Origin of the sequence: Candidatus Nitronauta litoralis (genome assembly GCA_015698285.1) — a bacterium.
GTDB lineage: Bacteria > Nitrospinota > Nitrospinia > Nitrospinales > Nitrospinaceae > Nitronauta > Nitronauta litoralis.
Window position 1 is genome coordinate 1,296,312 of record CP048685.1, and the last position, 16,195, is coordinate 1,312,506.

The following is a 16,195-nucleotide window of genomic DNA, read 5'->3' on the forward strand; positions in this document are numbered from 1 at the left end:
AACTAAATTTCGATTTAAATTATTTTTCAGTGATGGGTTAGTCCGGTTTTCTGAAAGGTCATCTCCCGGTTGTATTGCCCCAGCCACATAGCGGTAACCGTTCGCGCTCCATTGTCTTCCTCAATTTGTCCCTTGACCAAAAAGGGGCCTTTACTATTCAGCAGATGACCAAAACGCTGGTAGGTCTTTGGGAATAAAGTCACTTCAAAAGTGCCCGTCGGGTCTTCAAGTGTAATGAACTTCATTAATTCGCCTTTGCCCGTGCGGGTCCGCTTATAAGTGATCAGCATACCGAGCATGGTGATATGCTTGCGGCGGTGTCGACCAAGGTTCTTTGCCTGAGTGACCCCTTTCGGCCATTCATTTTCTCCCAATCCAAAAAGGGCCAGAGGGTGGGAAGAGGGGGAAAGAGACAAGGTCTCAATATCGGCCACTATATTGTCCGATTCACTACGTTCCGGAGTTAAACAGGTCGAACAGGTTTCTTCCAAGTCCAGTGCAGCCTGGTCTCCACCTCCTGTGTTTCTGCCTTTGCGATACCAGGACAGGATGTCGCTGAACATGGCTGGCCGGGAATGCCCCAGTCCTTCCAGTGCTCCGCAATGGATGAGAGACTCGATTTCGGGTTGATCCGGTTTAATACGTTCAAGAAAGTCGTGTAGCGATTTAAACTCACCGCATAACCGTTCCTCGAGTATCCGGTCAATTCCATTACCACTGAGGCTTCGGACCTGCATTAAACCCACGCGGATGGCATCGCGGCGCTCTGCAAAAAACTCATACCGACTGTGGTTGATATGAGGTGGTAAAATTTCAATATCGAGTCTACGGGCTTCTTCGGTGTAAGCGCAGGCATCATAGAATCCGCCTTCATTAGTGAGAACCGCTGCCATGAACTCGGCAGGATAATGCGTTTTCAGGTAAGCCGCGCGGTAGGAGACCAGTGCGAAAGAGGCGGAGTGTGCTTTACAAAATGAGTAACCCGCAAAGCTTTCAATCTGTCTCCAGATTTCGTTTCGCACGTCTTCTTCAATTCCATTTTCCCGAGCGCCTTCAAGAAACCGGTTTCGGTAGGTTTCCATCCGCTCCCAGTCCCTCTTTTTGCTCATGCACTTTCTCAATCCCTCAGCTTCGCCAAGTGACATACCGGCGATGGCATGCGCCACTTTGATCACATCCTCCTGATAAATCATGATCCCGTAAGTCTCTGCCAATACCTCTTCCAGTTTCGGGTGCAGGTGAATGACCGGTTCTTTCCCGTTGTTTCGTTTTACATAAGCCTGCATCATGCCGCTTTCAGCAACTCCGGGACGTATGATGGAACTGGCAGCGGTCAGTTTTTCAAAAGTATCCACCTTGAGCTTCTTCAGCAGGTTCTGCATCCCCGGGCTTTCTATATAGAAACAACCCATCGTTCTTCCCTCACGTACCAGCGTGCGGGTTTGTTCATCGGCTATCGGGTCGGTGACGGCAAAATCGAGTTCGATACCGTAGTGATCCTTGATCGCCTGCACCGCATCGACTTCCACCGCAAGACCCCGTTGTGCCAAAAGATCGATCTTGAGTAGTCCCATATCTTCCACCGGGTACATGTCGTACTGGGTCACAGCAAAACCTTTCGGTGTCTTCTGCAACGGAATCAGGTTGGTGATCGGTTCAGGACTCACAATCAATCCGCCACAATGAATGGAGATATGACGCGGGATGCCCTCGATTTTTTGCGAAGCTTCGATAACGGATTTGTAGGGCTCGTCTCCAAGAGGCAGGTTGCTGCATTCCGGGACTTCATCCCGAATCGCTTCGAGATTCGAAACACTGGCTGAATAGGGGAGTTTTGAGGTCAGATCCTCGATTTTCGGACCGGCCCCCATGGCCTTGGCAACTTCACGGAGTGTGGAGCGCCCACGCAGGTGCGTGTGGGTTGAGATCAGGGCAACATGGTCCTCCCCATACTTGTCGAACACATACTGGATCATTTCATCCCGGCGATTCCACGGGAAATCGATATCAATGTCAGGGAAATCTTCGCGCTGCTCATGCAGGAACCGTTCGAAATAGAGATTGTTTTCGATGGGGTCCACTTCGGTGATGGACAGCACTCTACAGACCAGGCTGTTGGCGGCAGAACCGCGCCCAACCGTCGGAATTCCTCGTGCGTGAGCCTCGCGAACGATGTCCTCTACCAGCAGAAAGTAGGAGGCGAATCCCATCTTGCCGATGATAGACAGTTCATAGTCCAAACGCTCCCGGACCCTTTGAGTGACGGGTTCGTAAAAACGTTTTACACCTGTCTCCGCCAACGACCGTAAACGTCCTATATGAGTTTCATCCCCAGACAATGAAAACGGTGGGTGCTGAAGTTGACCGATGGGTAAGGTAACGTCGCATTGCTCCGCAATGTTCAGCGTGTTTCGAATCGCCTGCGGGCAGCCCCAGTACCTCTTTCGCATTTCCCGGTTCGACATCAACCAGGACTGCGGATGCACCATCTGCTCGTGGGGAACCGCGTCGATATGCCGGTTCAATCGTATGGCGGTCAGAAGACGATGCGTCTGGAAATCCTGTGGCTCTAAAAAATGGACACGATTGGATGCGAGGAGGGGGATGCCATGCTTGCGGGAAAATTCCCAGCGCGCTATTTCATCTGTCACCGATCCGAAAAGTGGATGTTCAATACCGAGGTTGGCTGCTCCCCGGGTGCACGCAACACTTTCAACAATGCCAAGGTGCGGGGTCATGATGATCACCTGGTCATTGCAGTTTTGAAGTCGTTGGGGGAGAGAGAAATTTGCTTTCAGGTTCCGTTCGGTCACCACCCGACACACTTCACCGAACCCTTCAAGTGTTCTGGCAAGGAGTACCGCATGTTCACCGGTAGCGGGATCATCCACCTCTGCACCGAAGATGGGACGAATGCCCGCAGCCTGCGCGGCTTTTTGAAAAGCGACGGCACCATAGGTTGCGTTGGTGTCCGTCAAAGCCAGGGTATCGAACTTGAGCCGGTGGGCGGCCTCGACCAGCGGCTCAACGCCGGGCACGCCTCGAAGGAGGGAAAAGTAACTGTGTACATTTAAATGGATCATGGCACGACCTGAACGGGTGTGCCTGTATTATAACAGCTTGATTCCCCACATTTTCAACATTTCAGGCACTGTCCCATCCAGAAGAATACAAGATTCCTCGTTAATACTTAATTTTAGGAAATAAGATCAGGAAGGCTCTTTTTCGCTAAAAATATTAGTCGGCCTGCCATCTATGCTCTTAACATTATGTTCGTGCCAGTATTGCTCGACGCCATCAGGACCTTTTTTCTCCGCCCATTTCTCAAGCGTATCCCGCTCTTCAACAAAATCCATTTTAGGGACTGAATAACCACAGGACGTGGCGACTGAATCTATATCCATGCTGAAAATTTGTCGACTGCCCGGAACAGGAGGGAACAATTCGATTAAACCACTCCATTCACTGTCTCTTGGATAAATCATCTGGGCCTTTCCGTACAGGCGCACAATATTGGGTGCGCCTTCAAAGGCACAAAACATAAGCGTCATGCGATTGGATTCCAGAATATGCGCTGCGGTTTCATTGCCGCTTCCGGTGTAATTCACCCACACCAGTTTTCTGGAATCCAGAATACGCAGGGAATCCAACCCCTTTGGAGACACATTGACTCTTCCGTCAACTCCGGCGGTCCCCACGAAAAACATTTTTTGATTTTTTATAAATTGAATGAGTGTTTCATCAAGCTCCGATAGTTGTTTGCCCATATCATTACCTGGCGAGGGGTTTTAAGGGGAAATGAAGTTGGATGAATTGAAAAGGATATTGTGATTTTACGAAAGGACTTTTCGTAAAAAAACTACCTAAAGAATTCAAACCCCTGCTTTGGTTCCCCCTTCTGACAAAGAAGGGGGAAATTTGGAGACCTGTAAAACCTTTTAGAATTGGGGGTTTAGGGGAACTAACTGGCCAAAAACGAATCGACTTCGTCGATGGTGTTTTTGACATCCTGGGCCGAGATATCCAGCATCTTCTTTTCATCATCGGTCAGATTCAACTCGATGATCTTGTTCATGCCGTCCCTGCCCAGCTCAATGGGCACCCCGAAGTAAATCCCGCTCCAGCCGTACTCGCCATCCAGATAAGCGGTGCAGGGTAGAATCCTGCGCTTGTCCTGCAAAATAGCTTCGACCATCTTGACCGCTGATGCACCGGGGGCGAGAAACGCACTGCCCTTTTTAAGCAGGCTGACAATCTCGGCACCACCTTTACGGGTGCGATCCACCAATGCTTCGATACGGTCCGGTTGCATCAGGTCAGTGATGGCAATACCCGATACGGTGGTGTAGCGCGGCATGGGCACCATGGAATCGCCGTGTCCCCCGAGCACCATGGCATCGACATCCACAAGCGAGCAATCGAGTTCATTTGAAACAAACGTGCGGAAGCGGGCCGAGTCGAGCACGCCTGCCATCCCGATCACCCGTTCACGCGGCAGGCCGGAAACCTGCTTGGCGAGATACACCATCGCATCCAGAGGATTGGATACAAGAATGAGAATCGGGTTCTTCGAATACTTCATAATGTTTTCGGTGACGTCTTTTACAATCGCTGCGTTTATTTTCAAAAGATCGGAGCGATCCTGACCCGGTTTACGCGGCAGGCCGGCCGTGATAACCACGATATCGGAATCCGCGGTGTCCTTATAATCATTGGTGCCCTGAATAATACTGTCGAACACCTGCAAACAACCAGACTGCTGTAGATCCAATGCTTTTCCCTGCGGAAGACCCTCGACAATGTCCGTGATAACCACATTGCCCAGATTTTTATAGGCACACAATTGAGCGACAGTAGTGCCAACCTGCCCGGCTCCAACAACTGTAATTTTGTTACGCATCGTTTCCGTTACCATAAGCCACCAAAAAAAAGGGCGCGAATCTTTTTAAAAAAGTTTCGCGCCGCGTTTTGCTTTCAGTTAATTGAGTATCGGTCCCTGGTTCCTACCTTAAAGGAGATCCTGGAAAAAAACAGGGAGATCATAAAATTGTCCCCCAGCTTCGCAGGCTCTCCGGTAGTAAAGAAGATAGTTTTATTTCCGGGTTTTGACATCCCAATTAACCTGCCTAAAAGCTGCTCGATTTATAGAATGAACCCCTGGGACAAACTGCCTGAAAATTCATGCCCGGGAACATAACCCAAACCCGTACTCTAACCTTTGACAACCGAAGATAAAGGGGCAGAAGACTAATTTCAACCCGTTGCCAAAGTATTCTCGTTTCAGATTAAAACCTGAGTTTGAAGGGCTAAATTAAGGAATTACAGCCACTTTGTCAACCCATTTTGGGGTGGTAGCGGTTCTCCCGGAAAACAGGTCATCTAAAGATTTTAATTCCAGAAATGTTTGTATGAAGTGAAAATACCCAAAAAAAGCCTTTTGGGTTGGAATGAACACTATAAATAATCATTTTTCGGCATACCAAACTAAAAAAGGCATTTTTGATATTTCATACAAGAAACCATCCCGGGAGACAATAAAGGCCGCCAGGTCTCTTTTTCCTGCAATTAATCAGCAGGGCTTTTAAGTTTGGCGTTTAACAAAATGTACAGTAACAGTCCTGGAATATTGGGAAGATCTGGTGCTCCTCCCTAACCCAGTTAACAAAAACTGAAATTAAAAAAATCACCTTAAGACTTATATAAAAATTATTTTAATGCCGCATGCAGAAAATTATTTTTCTCCTGATAAGTTTCGCGTTACAAATTTACATGCGTTAAAAATGCCCAGAGTGCCAATATTTTTTAAAAGATTGCCCCATAAGTTTTTCACAATTTCCACTACAAATATTTCTTGAATGATATGAAAGGGAGTAGATAAAGCACTACTCTCTAAAATTCCCAAAATTTAATACCCTTAAAATTTTTTTTTATGAAAAATTTTGTTTAATGCTTTTAAAGGTGAACCGGTTTATGTCGACTTCAATTGAAGGGCCAGTTTTTTTTTCCATAGCCCTTGTTTTTATAAAGTCTGCATGAATAAAATAATAGTTGCTTGAATCTTTTTGTCTACGTTTCTCGAGTTTATTAAACTTCTAATAGCATAGGGGGGCCATGCCAAAGAATATAGTAATTTGCTCCGACGGAACTGGAAATACCGCGAATAAAAACCGGGGCACCAACGTTTTTAAAATATTTGAAGCGGTTGATCTTCGAGCCAGAAAATTCCGGCCTCCCCAGGATAAATCAAAAGTCATTGAAAAGCAGATAACCCTTTACGATGATGGGGTAGGTTCCCAAAGTTTCATCGTTTTTAAAGTCCTCGGCGGTGCCTTCGGCTGGGGTTTGAAGCGAAATGTAAAACAGCTCTACACAGAACTCGCACGAGTTTACAAAAATGGAGACAATCTCTATTTTTTCGGATTCAGCCGCGGAGCTTTTACCATCAGAACGCTCATCGGGTTTATCGCAGAATGTGGAATCCCAAAAAAATCGGTATTTAAAAACAGGGCGGAGCTCAATCAGCTAGTTGATAATGCCTACAAGCATTACCAAAGAAACTATCGATCCCTGTTAAGCAGGATTTTCTTTCCGGATTGGCTGGGGAATTTTTTACCGAAGGGTCTTTTAAAACGTCTCCCCGGTTTTATTGGCAACCGGCTCCCCTTCAGTGACAACTATGACCTCAATTTTTATTATCAAACTCCTCCCATAAAATTTGTTGGAGTCTGGGACACCGTTTCCGCAGTCGGGCTGCCTTTTAAATGGGCCACAGATATGTGGAATAAATATATTTATCGTTTTTCTTTCAGGAATAATAATCTTTATACAGGAGTGGAAAAAGCCTGCCACGCCCTTGCGATCGACGATGAAAGACAATCGTTTCATCCCATGTTGTGGAACGAAGACCGGACGGCTTATTCCAACCAGGTTGAAAATGGAAAGACTCTCTACCAGAAAACTGAAAAGGACTGGGAAAATGACTGGATAGAACAGGTGTGGTTTCCTGGTGCACATTCCAATGTTGGAGGGGGCTATCCTAAACAGGGCATGTCACTGGTCAGCCTTCACTGGATGATGAAGCGTGCCTATCATGCGGGTCTTAAATTTTTTGACAAAGACTGGGACTACATCCGTGACCACGGCAACATAACAGACAAGTTGTATAAATCCCGGTCCGGACCGGCGGTTTATTACCGTTACCTGCCGCGCAACATTTTTAAAATCTGTAAAACCTATAATGTGGATTGCCATATCCATGAAAGCCTGAGAGATAGAATTTCCCTTGGTTCAGAAGGCTACGCCCCGGGCAACCTTCCGCCCCGGTTTTACCTGATGGGAGATGAACCGGGTACGCACGATAAATTTTTCTTCAGTAACAAGGCGTTCAGGGATACCGACCCGGAAAAAGAATCTCCCCTATGGACAAGTTTGCAGCCTTTTATCCAGCTTCGTCGGCAAGGCTATTATCTTTTCCTGTTAACCACTTTGACGGCTATTGGTATATACATTAATAATCTGTTTGCCATAGCAAAAATCAAGCTGTCCGGAGAAAGCAACCCGGATTGTCTGGAGTATTTGAAGGTTGCCTGGGAGGAGTTCAGTACCTGGGACCTCGCCATGAGTTTTTTCAATAATTTTCTTTGGGTGGCCCTGTTATTCGCGTTTGGCATCAGCCTGTTCACCCGGCTGAAGATGCAGGGTATGCGGACAAAATTCTGGCATCAGCATAGAAAATAATTAAGATTTCCCGTTTTATTGCCAAAAAGAACTATTTCCCCATTAGATAGTTATTGGGGCTGTCATACTTTTTTCCAAAAATTTCCTGCAATGCGAAGGATTTTTATTCAAGGGCCGGGATTGAAGTAGGGACAAAATTGCCGTCATCGCGAACGACCAGAGGGAACGTAGCCAAGGTATTTTTCCTAAACTTTCGTGCCCCGAAGGGGTAGATCCGGAGGTTTTCTCCAGTTTTCTCCGGGCGTTGGCTTCGTCGCATTAGCTCCTCGCAATGACGAACACTTTGTTCCGAAATATTTCACTTATACAAAGGTCTCGTTTCCAAAAGCCCTCATTCATTAGTTATATTAAAATTATATAAAATTTGTTATAGTTTTATAAGGTTTTCCAATATTTTTTAAGAGATTTCTTTTGGATCAGTTAACTCCTGCCCAAATGGCTACCAAAATTCGCGAACGTTACCCGGAGTTTCGCGGATTTAACTTTCCAAGCGGACTCCTGGCCAGCGCATTTGGGACCTCGGCCATATCTCAATATTCACCGAATAAATCGAAATTTTTTCACGACTTCTGTCAAATTGGCGCGTTGTTGACTGACGAGGCCTGTTGCATTCGTCACCTGAAAACATTGAACGCTGGAATGATAGCCCAGGTTAAAAATGAAATATCCAAATTATCCAGTAAATTGCGACGAATTTTCCACGCGAAAGGTTATGAACGCGAAGTCAACAGAACCTTTGAGCAGCTCAGCAACCTGAGCCGTCTGGTGAATGTCCGCCCGACCATGTCAGACTACACATCAACTTCAGTACGCGAGATGTTGTCACCCCTCGGAACCTTAGCTGAATGGAGACACGCCACCGGGGCACTGGACTTTCGCGGAATCCTCTCCAAGGTGTTGTTTGAAGCGGAAGTGATGTGGGGATTCAACATTGGCGAAGGAGGGGCAAGGCCGATTCCAACTTTGTCCGGTTTTCTCCACCCAGATAATTTCATCCAGGACCTGCTGGCGCAGGGAAGGCATTTCAAGGACCCGGGTGCTTCCATGAGCCACGGTGAATATACACATCGTATCCAATGGTGGATCATTTGCCAGGAACATTATAATGGAGGAACCTATAGGTTAAAGAACGCGCCGATTGATGTCTTCAAAATTTTGGGGAAACATGTCACTAAACACTGGAAAGCGGAGATGGGAGAATATGCAGATTTTTTGCCCGAGTCCATGGTGATGCGAACCATGTGGGACCAACTCGTGGACTCGGTTCCGGGAGATTTTCCGGAGGCGAATTCCACGCCTAATACAGATTCATTCCAATCTCCTCATAATCTAAATTATTTTATTATGAAACCCGAGAATCGCAGACTCTTTCCATTGCTACATAATTTTCTGGTCACCCGTTATAACCGCCGCGCCTGGGATACTGTACTTGGAGTCAAGGGTGAGCTTTACATGCATCAAGCATTAATAGACAAATGGCATTATCGGAAAGAACAATTTGAATCGACGGATACAGACCTGGTCGGCATTATTGATATGCTGATCGGCACTTCAGGAAAAATTGTGGAAACTCCACGTGCCTATTTGAAATGGGATTAACCCCAAACAATTATGAGTTTGATACCTCAAGGGTGCGCATCGGAAATAACAGCAAGGACTGACCCATAGGGCTGCTTGAAATACGGGAACTTGTACACAATTGACGATGATGCCGGAATGTTCTTACAATAAAATAAAAGGCAAATAGGCGACCTTCACAAAATAAAAACAGGTAAGGGCGAAGGAAACAGCATGAAAGACCTGGTTTTGAGCCACAAGGGCTGTTTGTTGGGGCGTATGGTCGCAGAAGGCAAGATGAAGTCAAATCAGGAAGTCTCGGATTGGGTTATCAAGGTCCTGAAGAAATAAAAGCTCTAAAGACAAAAACCGAAATACAGGACTTGGCCCTTTTCTTTGAATCACCTTTATTGGATCAATAAATATTTTACGGCAGGAAATTTACTTCTGAGGCAAACTAAATAAGTAACACTATTTTCCCTTTTCCGTCTTCTGGTCGTTGCGTTGCAGATAACGAATATATCGGATCACTTCTTTCAAGTCCTCCGCCTGCAGCATTCCGCCCTGGGGTGGCATCTTCCCACGGCCATCCCGTATCGATTTCAGCATCCGGCTATCGGAGGTTTTGTCTGGAAAGAACCGCTTTTCACGCAGGTTTGGAACCTTCTTATTCCCGGATTCATGGCACCCGGAACAATAACCATAATAGACCTTGTGGCCCCGGATATAATCCGGCGGCGCAAGCGGGCGATCCGGTTCACAACCCATCAGGGTAAACAATAAAATACCTGCGAAAAGGTAATTCAGTGATTTAAAAAATCGTCCAATCATTCTAATCGTCTAATAAAAACCCGTCACCCCACTAAAGTCACTCCAAAAATTTCATTCGGGGGTACAGGAGGCTTCTTGTTTCCACAACCTGCGATGATCAGCAACACCACCACCAGCAGAATAAAGAACGGTATTTTCCTCATTTTTTCCTCCAAAATCAACCACCTTTCGCTTCTTTTTGAGAGCGGCGGTAGCTTCCAGAAATTTATAACCGCACGTCAAATTGCGTCACTTCCGTCGTCCGCGCGCAACCCATTCGCGTTTCAGACGCCGGATCTGCGCTTTCACCTGTGGCCCGGCCGTTCCGCCATGAACATTTTTGCGGGCAACAGAATTTTCAATTGAGATAAATTCGAACACGTCCTTCTCAAACACTTTCGAAATTTTCTTGAGTTGAGGCAGAGTCAATTGTTCCAGCGTGATTCCATTTTCCAGGCAGTGGGCCACCGTCTGCCCGGTCACCTCATGCGCCTTCCGGAACGGCATGTTTTTCATTACCAGATAATCTGCGATATCGGTGGCAGTCAGGAAACCGCTTTGTGCCAGCGCTTCCGGAGTTAGCGGGCGGAACTTTGCCGAATCCATCATTCCAGAAAAAACATCAAGACAGGTTTTTACGGTATCGACCGTATCAAACAATGGTTCTTTATCCTCTTGCATGTCCTTGTTGTAAGCAAGCGGCAGGCCTTTCATGACAGTGAGCAATCCCATAAGGTGCCCGAATACGCGCCCCGTTTTTCCACGCACCAGCTCAGCCGCATCCGGATTTTTTTTCTGCGGCATGATGCTGCTTCCCGTTGTGAACCTGTCAGACAACTCGAGAAATCCGAATTCACTGGAAGCCCATAAAACAACTTCCTCCGCCAGGCGACTCATGTGCATCATCAATAATGATGAAAATGAAAGAAACTCAGCGATGAAATCCCGGTCCGCCACGGCATCCAAACTGTTATTGGTGATTTTTGGAAATTTGAGTAACCTGGCTGTGTAGTGCCGATCGAGAGGAAAGTTCGTTCCGGCAAGAGCGGCGGAACCCAGTGGCATCACATTGACCCGTTTTAAAACATCCTCCAACCGGTCGCGATCCCGACTGAACATTTCTACATAAGCAAGCAGGTGATGCGCCAGCAGGATGGGCTGCGCCCGTTGCAAATGCGTGTACCCTGGGATGATCTGCCGCTCATATTTCTCGGCAAGTCCGAGCATTACCTTGCCAAGTTGTTGCAGGGAGCGATCTATATTTCCAATCTCATCTCGCAGATATAACCGGACATCCAGAGCAATCTGGTCGTTTCGACTTCGGCCAGTGTGCAGTTTGCCGCCAAGTGAACCAATCCTTTCTGTCAACCGCCGCTCGATATTCATGTGAATGTCTTCAAGAGTTTCGTCTATCTGAAACTTACCTTTTTCAAATTCCTGTTCAATTTTTTTCAACCCGGCGATTATTTTCTGGGCCTCAACCGCATTCAATACCTTTGCCTTTTTCAGGGTCTTGCAATGGGCGATACTCCCTTCGATATCATAGGCGTACAATCGCTGGTCATACGAAATGGATGCGGAAAACCGCAACATTAAATCATCCAGACTTTCCTTAAACCGACCACTCCAAAGTTGCTTCATTTTTCAAAATTTCCAAAAGGTTTCTTATTTGCGCCCATCACGAGATCGCATTAAAACAAAGGGCTCAGCTTATCACAATGCACCCACCAATTGACCTGCCTGAGAGGCGTTTCCCGCCCATTTATCTTGAAGCACAATGTTCATCTTTGCCCCTATTGGAATGACACGACCAAGAAACTCCAGGAACCACTCCTGAATATTGGGACACCCCGCGCTTCCATTTCGCCAGTCAAAATTCTTTTTAAAAAATTCGTTGAAGCGGGTCACATTGACACCGTGAATTCCATAACTGCCGGGTACCGGAGGCCCCAACCGCTTCAAACCCAGCCACCAGTGGCCGATTTCGTGATCGGGGTGCCCAAAGGGAATTTTGCGAACCCGGGTTTTCCCATTCACCTCTTCCTTTTTGTACCAGGTGGGTTCGTACACTTTGTTCTTTACCTGGTATTCACCAAGAGGTGTTTCTTCACCTTGACGCCCGAAGATCGCTTCGATTTCAAGAATCTGGTCGTTGTTATAATAAATACGGATCACACCGGTTTCAATGATGCCAAGGAGGTACCATTTTTCCGGATCCGTATCATAACGTGCCAGTTCCTTTCCGGAAAATTTCAACGAAACGCCACCGGAAACTTTTTTATAACTTGTGCGCGAGTCTCCGTATATCTGCTTTAAAATGTATTTCAAATTTTCTGTCACCTTGTTGTTCAAAATCATATGATCCACTGTGCTCGCCAGTTCCTGGTTTTCCTCTCGAGTCTTTTGGAGCTGGGTGGTGGTGACATTCAAATCCTTTTCGATCCGCGCTAACTCCTCCTTGGAAACAAGGCCCATTTCATTGAGCTGGGCGTACCATGCTAAATCAACTTTCTGGCGACCCGATTCTCCCAACACGATCTGGTAGATCAAAATTCCAACAAGTGCCAGGGATAGACCTGCAAGCGCCAACCCTTGAACCCATTGTTTTACCCTGTTGGAAAGGCGGTACCGGACCACTTCGCGTGCAACCTTTTTATCTTTTTCTTCCAGCGCCTGAAACTGCGCACCTTGAAATTTCCCGTACAAACGGCTTTCGAGAGAGGAAAGGGAGCTTAAGTGAGTATGCAGTTTCCGGATGATCGCGTTCAGGTTTTCTCGCGTAGCCCGATCGTAACTCCCCTGTGGATTCTTATTGGCGATCAGGTTGTATTCTGTCAGCGATAAAATGTTGAGCTTGTTCGCGTCCATTGTTCTGATTATAAATTGATTAAAGGTGGATAGCCAAATACATGATGTTTCCCCTCCCAATAATCCTCAAGAATTCCTGAAGCGGAAAGTTCTTTTAGATGTGAAATTGCAGTCTGTATATGAACTTTTTGTGCTTTCCCATAAATTGTGGGAGTTGTCAAAGGCCATGTAAAGATTGGAATTGCCACATCTTGTACATTCATTTAATGATGCCTTGTTTCCAGTTCATTTTCCGTCTAAGAAAGGATGAATGGCCTCAAACTGGTAATGATCCATGGCACATTTAATAAAAGAATAGTTCCGGTTCTCATCCGGGGTGTTAACAATTTTCCCCCAGTTTTGTATCAGGCTGGCAATATCCGGAACCGAAGGCGGATTATAAATTATGTTTCCGGTTTTCGTATTCCTGATAAAATTTTTGTTGCTGACGATATCCTCTTGGGTTCTTAAAAAGCTTTTTATGAATCCCTAAAATTAATCTTAAGGAAAGTGTTGCTCATTTTGGAAGTTCCACACAATATATAGGTCATATGAAGAAAAAGGAGTGTAAGAGGAAAATGGCTTTCTAATCGCTTGCCTGGGAAGAACCCATCCCTAGCAGGCTTTTGAAACTGTTCCAGGCGGTGGTGGGTTTGGGTTTTAGTTCCGGCTCCAGTCGGCAATGCCCCATGAAACGGGCTCCGTCTTCAATTTGCAGGGTTGCGGCTTCGACGTTCCCTTCAATCCGGCCATTCGCACAAAGATGCACCGTTCCTCGCGCGACAATATCCCCTTTGATAACTCCCCGGCAAACAATAGAAGCGGCGGTTACCTTTCCAACCACGGTCCCGGTATCGGCAACAACCAGGCCGCCCCCCAGAATCGCGTCGGCTTCATGACGACCTTCAACGAGCATTCCTCCGGAAATATCCACAGTATGCTGGCTGACCGTACCCTTGGGAAAACGAAGCCCAAGAGTATGGCGTTTGTGTTTCCTTAATAAATCTGCTTCCGGACGAGAGCAATCTTTACTGAAGTTTTCAAGTTTCTGAACAAGTCGCAACAACTGATCCCGCGTATCACGGTCATAAAAACCATCGGGGTCTGCGTCAAGCAGGAGGTGAAACTGATCCGCTGTGAGGACCATCAATTTTGGAATGTCCATCAGAAATTAACCGAATACGCTTGCAATGCGGACCAGTGGTTTGGATAGCCCTCCGCTGCCAAGCCGGGTGAGGTACTTCAAAATTTCCTTGTCACTGTTTGCCAAGGTGGGAGATTGAGAATTTTCGGTGAGGATGCTTTCTGCAACACCGTTCATGCGGGCGGTCAGGCTCATGTCTTTGTCGTAAAACAGAGCACCACGGTTGTTAGTGATGTTGATGACTTTATGATGCGGCAACAGACCCACGATATGAATCCGGTCCTTATACGTTTCGTATTTGTCCAGCGTATCCAGGTATTCCCGTAAACGGCGTAAGGCCTCCACCACTTCTTTCGATTCCGTCGAACGATTGAACAGTATTCCGAAACGCTTCTGCTTAATAGAGGAAAGAAACTCAACTTCGCCTGCACTCATTGTCATTCGGTTGGCGAATTCCTTATCGAGTCCGGTAAGAGCTCCGCTCTGGTAGTCATTGCAAAAGTCTTCATAGTAATCAATAAATGAATGCAACGCATCAATGCTGCCGTTGATGGCTATGGAATTACTGAGGTCAAATACAAACATGACCTGATCGATCACATTCATCAGTGAAGTCAGGTGGTTCACGCCACCTGCCGGGGTATCCAGAATGACATGATCGAATTTATCAAACACCTGATTCAAAAACTCAAGAAACATCAACAGGAAGGCCGGTTCATTGATCCGTTTTCTGTGCACCCGCTTGCCGAGGATCGGCACTTCCCCGCCGATAATACTGAACCCGTATTCTTCAATGAAATTAATGTATTCGTCTGGTAGGGGTTGGGAGTCCTGCTCCAACTCGTGCAAGACCGAACGGAATTTTCCGCTGTCCAGCTTGTTCAAAATTAAATCCAGTTTGGAAATGTCTGCGAGCGAATGAATTTCTCCCCGCATCAGGAACAGTTCATGAAGAAGATCGCCAAATTCAAATTCGCTGAAGCGGAACAGATCGGCATTCAAGCTTTTATAAAGAGCAAAACTACGTGCAAGGCGTTCATCGTCCAGTTCACATTCTCCTGCAATATGCGCCTGGAAACGGGTTAACACCTGATACAGCGACCGCAGAAAATCCACTTGGTAAGTTTGATTGGCCAAAGTACTGAACAGATCAAAAAATGTTTTCGGCGGATGGCTGTCGAGCAGACTGGAGATGGTTGGAAGACGAAGATCCAGATCGATCAGGCACACCCCGCGACCGTTCCCACTTTTCTTCAAGGCCTTTGTCAAAGCCGCAGTGGTGTTGATCGACAAGGTGGTTTTGCCGATTCCCCCCTTGGGCCCGATAACCGAGACAATCCCCATACTTCTTTACTCTCCCTTTTTCGAATTTGCCCCGGCAACAATCAGGGTGATTTCGCCTTTCCACTTACGCTCCGCATGCGTCTCGATCAGTTCCTCGAGAGTCCCGCGGTTTATTTCTTCATGCAGCTTGGTCATTTCGCGCGCAATAGCCGCTTCCCTGTTACCGAACACTCCCAGAATATCTGCCAGTGTTTTTCCAATCCGGTGGGGCGATTCAAAAAACACAACGGTGCAGGGTTGTGTTGCCAGCCAGGTCAGCCGTGTTGACCGACCCTTTTTCCGCGGAAGAAACCCTTCGAAAAGAAACCGGTCGGTTGGCAACCCCGAGACCACAAGTCCCGACAACAAGGCCGAGGCTCCCGGAATGGATTCCACCTCGATTCCCTCTTCGAGGGCTGCTTTTACCAGGTGGTATAGGGGATCGGATACTCCCGGGGTGCCAGCATCCGAAACCAGGGCAATATTTTCCCCGTTTTCCATTCGGCGGACAAATTCACGTCCTTTCGGAATTTTGTTGTATGAGTTGTAACTCGACAGGGGGGTTTTGAGGTTGTAATGACTCAGCAGAATCCGGGTCCGGCGGGTGTCTTCGGCCGCGATACAATCGACTTCCCCCAGGGTTTCGACACCCCGAAAAGTAAAATCCTTGAGATTGCCAATAGGAGTACTGACTACAAAAAGTCTGCCCTTGCCGCGTTCCGTCATACTAATCGCTATTTTAGCCGGGGGGTGACATGATGGCAATAACTATTTGGA

Annotated in this window: 13 protein-coding genes; 2 read left to right on the forward strand and 11 right to left on the reverse strand. The window is 46.9% G+C overall.

Annotation, left to right across the window (positions count from 1 at the left end):
- Positions 1-26: 26 nt before the first annotated feature.
- From G3M70_05825 to mdh, 3 genes are all read right to left on the reverse strand, one after another.
- The gene (locus G3M70_05825) at positions 27-3,083 is read right to left on the reverse strand and encodes a DNA polymerase III subunit alpha (GenBank protein ID QPJ61432.1); all 3,057 of its coding nucleotides are present in this window, start codon (positions 3,081-3,083) and stop codon (positions 27-29) included.
- Positions 3,084-3,209: 126 nt separating this feature from the next.
- Entirely contained in the window at positions 3,210-3,767 is a 558-nt protein-coding gene (locus G3M70_05830; protein ID QPJ61433.1) for a pyridoxamine 5'-phosphate oxidase family protein, read from the reverse strand.
- 194 nt (positions 3,768-3,961) lie between these two features.
- Positions 3,962-4,900, reverse strand: coding sequence for a malate dehydrogenase (mdh, locus tag G3M70_05835; protein QPJ61434.1), 939 nt, complete (start codon positions 4,898-4,900; stop codon positions 3,962-3,964).
- A 1,211-nt stretch (positions 4,901-6,111) separates the two neighbouring features.
- Between mdh and G3M70_05840 the strand changes: the two genes are divergently transcribed.
- Together G3M70_05840 and G3M70_05845 are read left to right on the forward strand one after the other, a co-directional pair.
- Positions 6,112-7,737: a DUF2235 domain-containing protein gene (locus G3M70_05840; protein ID QPJ61435.1), complete on the forward strand. Its 1,626-nt coding sequence runs from the start codon at positions 6,112-6,114 to the stop codon at positions 7,735-7,737.
- A gap of 411 nt (positions 7,738-8,148) precedes the next feature.
- Positions 8,149-9,336 carry a hypothetical protein gene (locus G3M70_05845; protein ID QPJ61436.1) on the forward strand — a complete coding sequence of 396 codons (1,188 nt, stop codon included), beginning with the start codon at positions 8,149-8,151 and terminating at the stop codon, positions 9,334-9,336.
- Positions 9,337-9,765: 429 nt separating this feature from the next.
- Here G3M70_05845 and G3M70_05850 read toward each other — a convergent pair whose 3' ends face one another.
- The 8 genes from G3M70_05850 to rsmI all read right to left on the reverse strand — a co-directional run bounded on the left by G3M70_05850 (position 9,766) and on the right by rsmI (position 16,144).
- A complete protein-coding gene (locus tag G3M70_05850; protein ID QPJ61437.1) occupies positions 9,766-10,125 on the reverse strand; it encodes a cytochrome c in 360 nt (119 codons plus the stop codon).
- 228 nt (positions 10,126-10,353) lie between these two features.
- Complete coding sequence (gene argH / locus G3M70_05855; GenBank protein QPJ61438.1) at positions 10,354-11,745, reverse strand: argininosuccinate lyase; 1,392 nt, start codon at positions 11,743-11,745, stop codon at positions 10,354-10,356.
- A gap of 72 nt (positions 11,746-11,817) precedes the next feature.
- The gene (locus G3M70_05860; protein QPJ61439.1) at positions 11,818-12,972 is read right to left on the reverse strand and encodes a L,D-transpeptidase; all 1,155 of its coding nucleotides are present in this window, start codon (positions 12,970-12,972) and stop codon (positions 11,818-11,820) included.
- Positions 12,973-12,980: 8 nt separating this feature from the next.
- Complete coding sequence (locus G3M70_05865; GenBank protein QPJ61440.1) at positions 12,981-13,175, reverse strand: hypothetical protein; 195 nt, start codon at positions 13,173-13,175, stop codon at positions 12,981-12,983.
- Positions 13,176-13,197: 22 nt separating this feature from the next.
- The gene (locus G3M70_05870; GenBank protein ID QPJ63725.1) at positions 13,198-13,434 is read right to left on the reverse strand and encodes a Fic family protein; all 237 of its coding nucleotides are present in this window, start codon (positions 13,432-13,434) and stop codon (positions 13,198-13,200) included.
- Between the two features lie 103 nt (positions 13,435-13,537).
- Positions 13,538-14,116, reverse strand: coding sequence for a polymer-forming cytoskeletal protein (locus G3M70_05875; protein QPJ61441.1), 579 nt, complete (start codon positions 14,114-14,116; stop codon positions 13,538-13,540).
- A 6-nt stretch (positions 14,117-14,122) separates the two neighbouring features.
- Positions 14,123-15,439, reverse strand: a complete 1,317-nt coding sequence (locus G3M70_05880; GenBank protein QPJ61442.1) for a ParA family protein — start codon at positions 15,437-15,439, stop codon at positions 14,123-14,125.
- Positions 15,440-15,445: 6 nt separating this feature from the next.
- The gene (rsmI, locus tag G3M70_05885; protein ID QPJ61443.1) at positions 15,446-16,144 is read right to left on the reverse strand and encodes a 16S rRNA (cytidine(1402)-2'-O)-methyltransferase; all 699 of its coding nucleotides are present in this window, start codon (positions 16,142-16,144) and stop codon (positions 15,446-15,448) included.
- Positions 16,145-16,195: the final 51 nt, after the last annotated feature.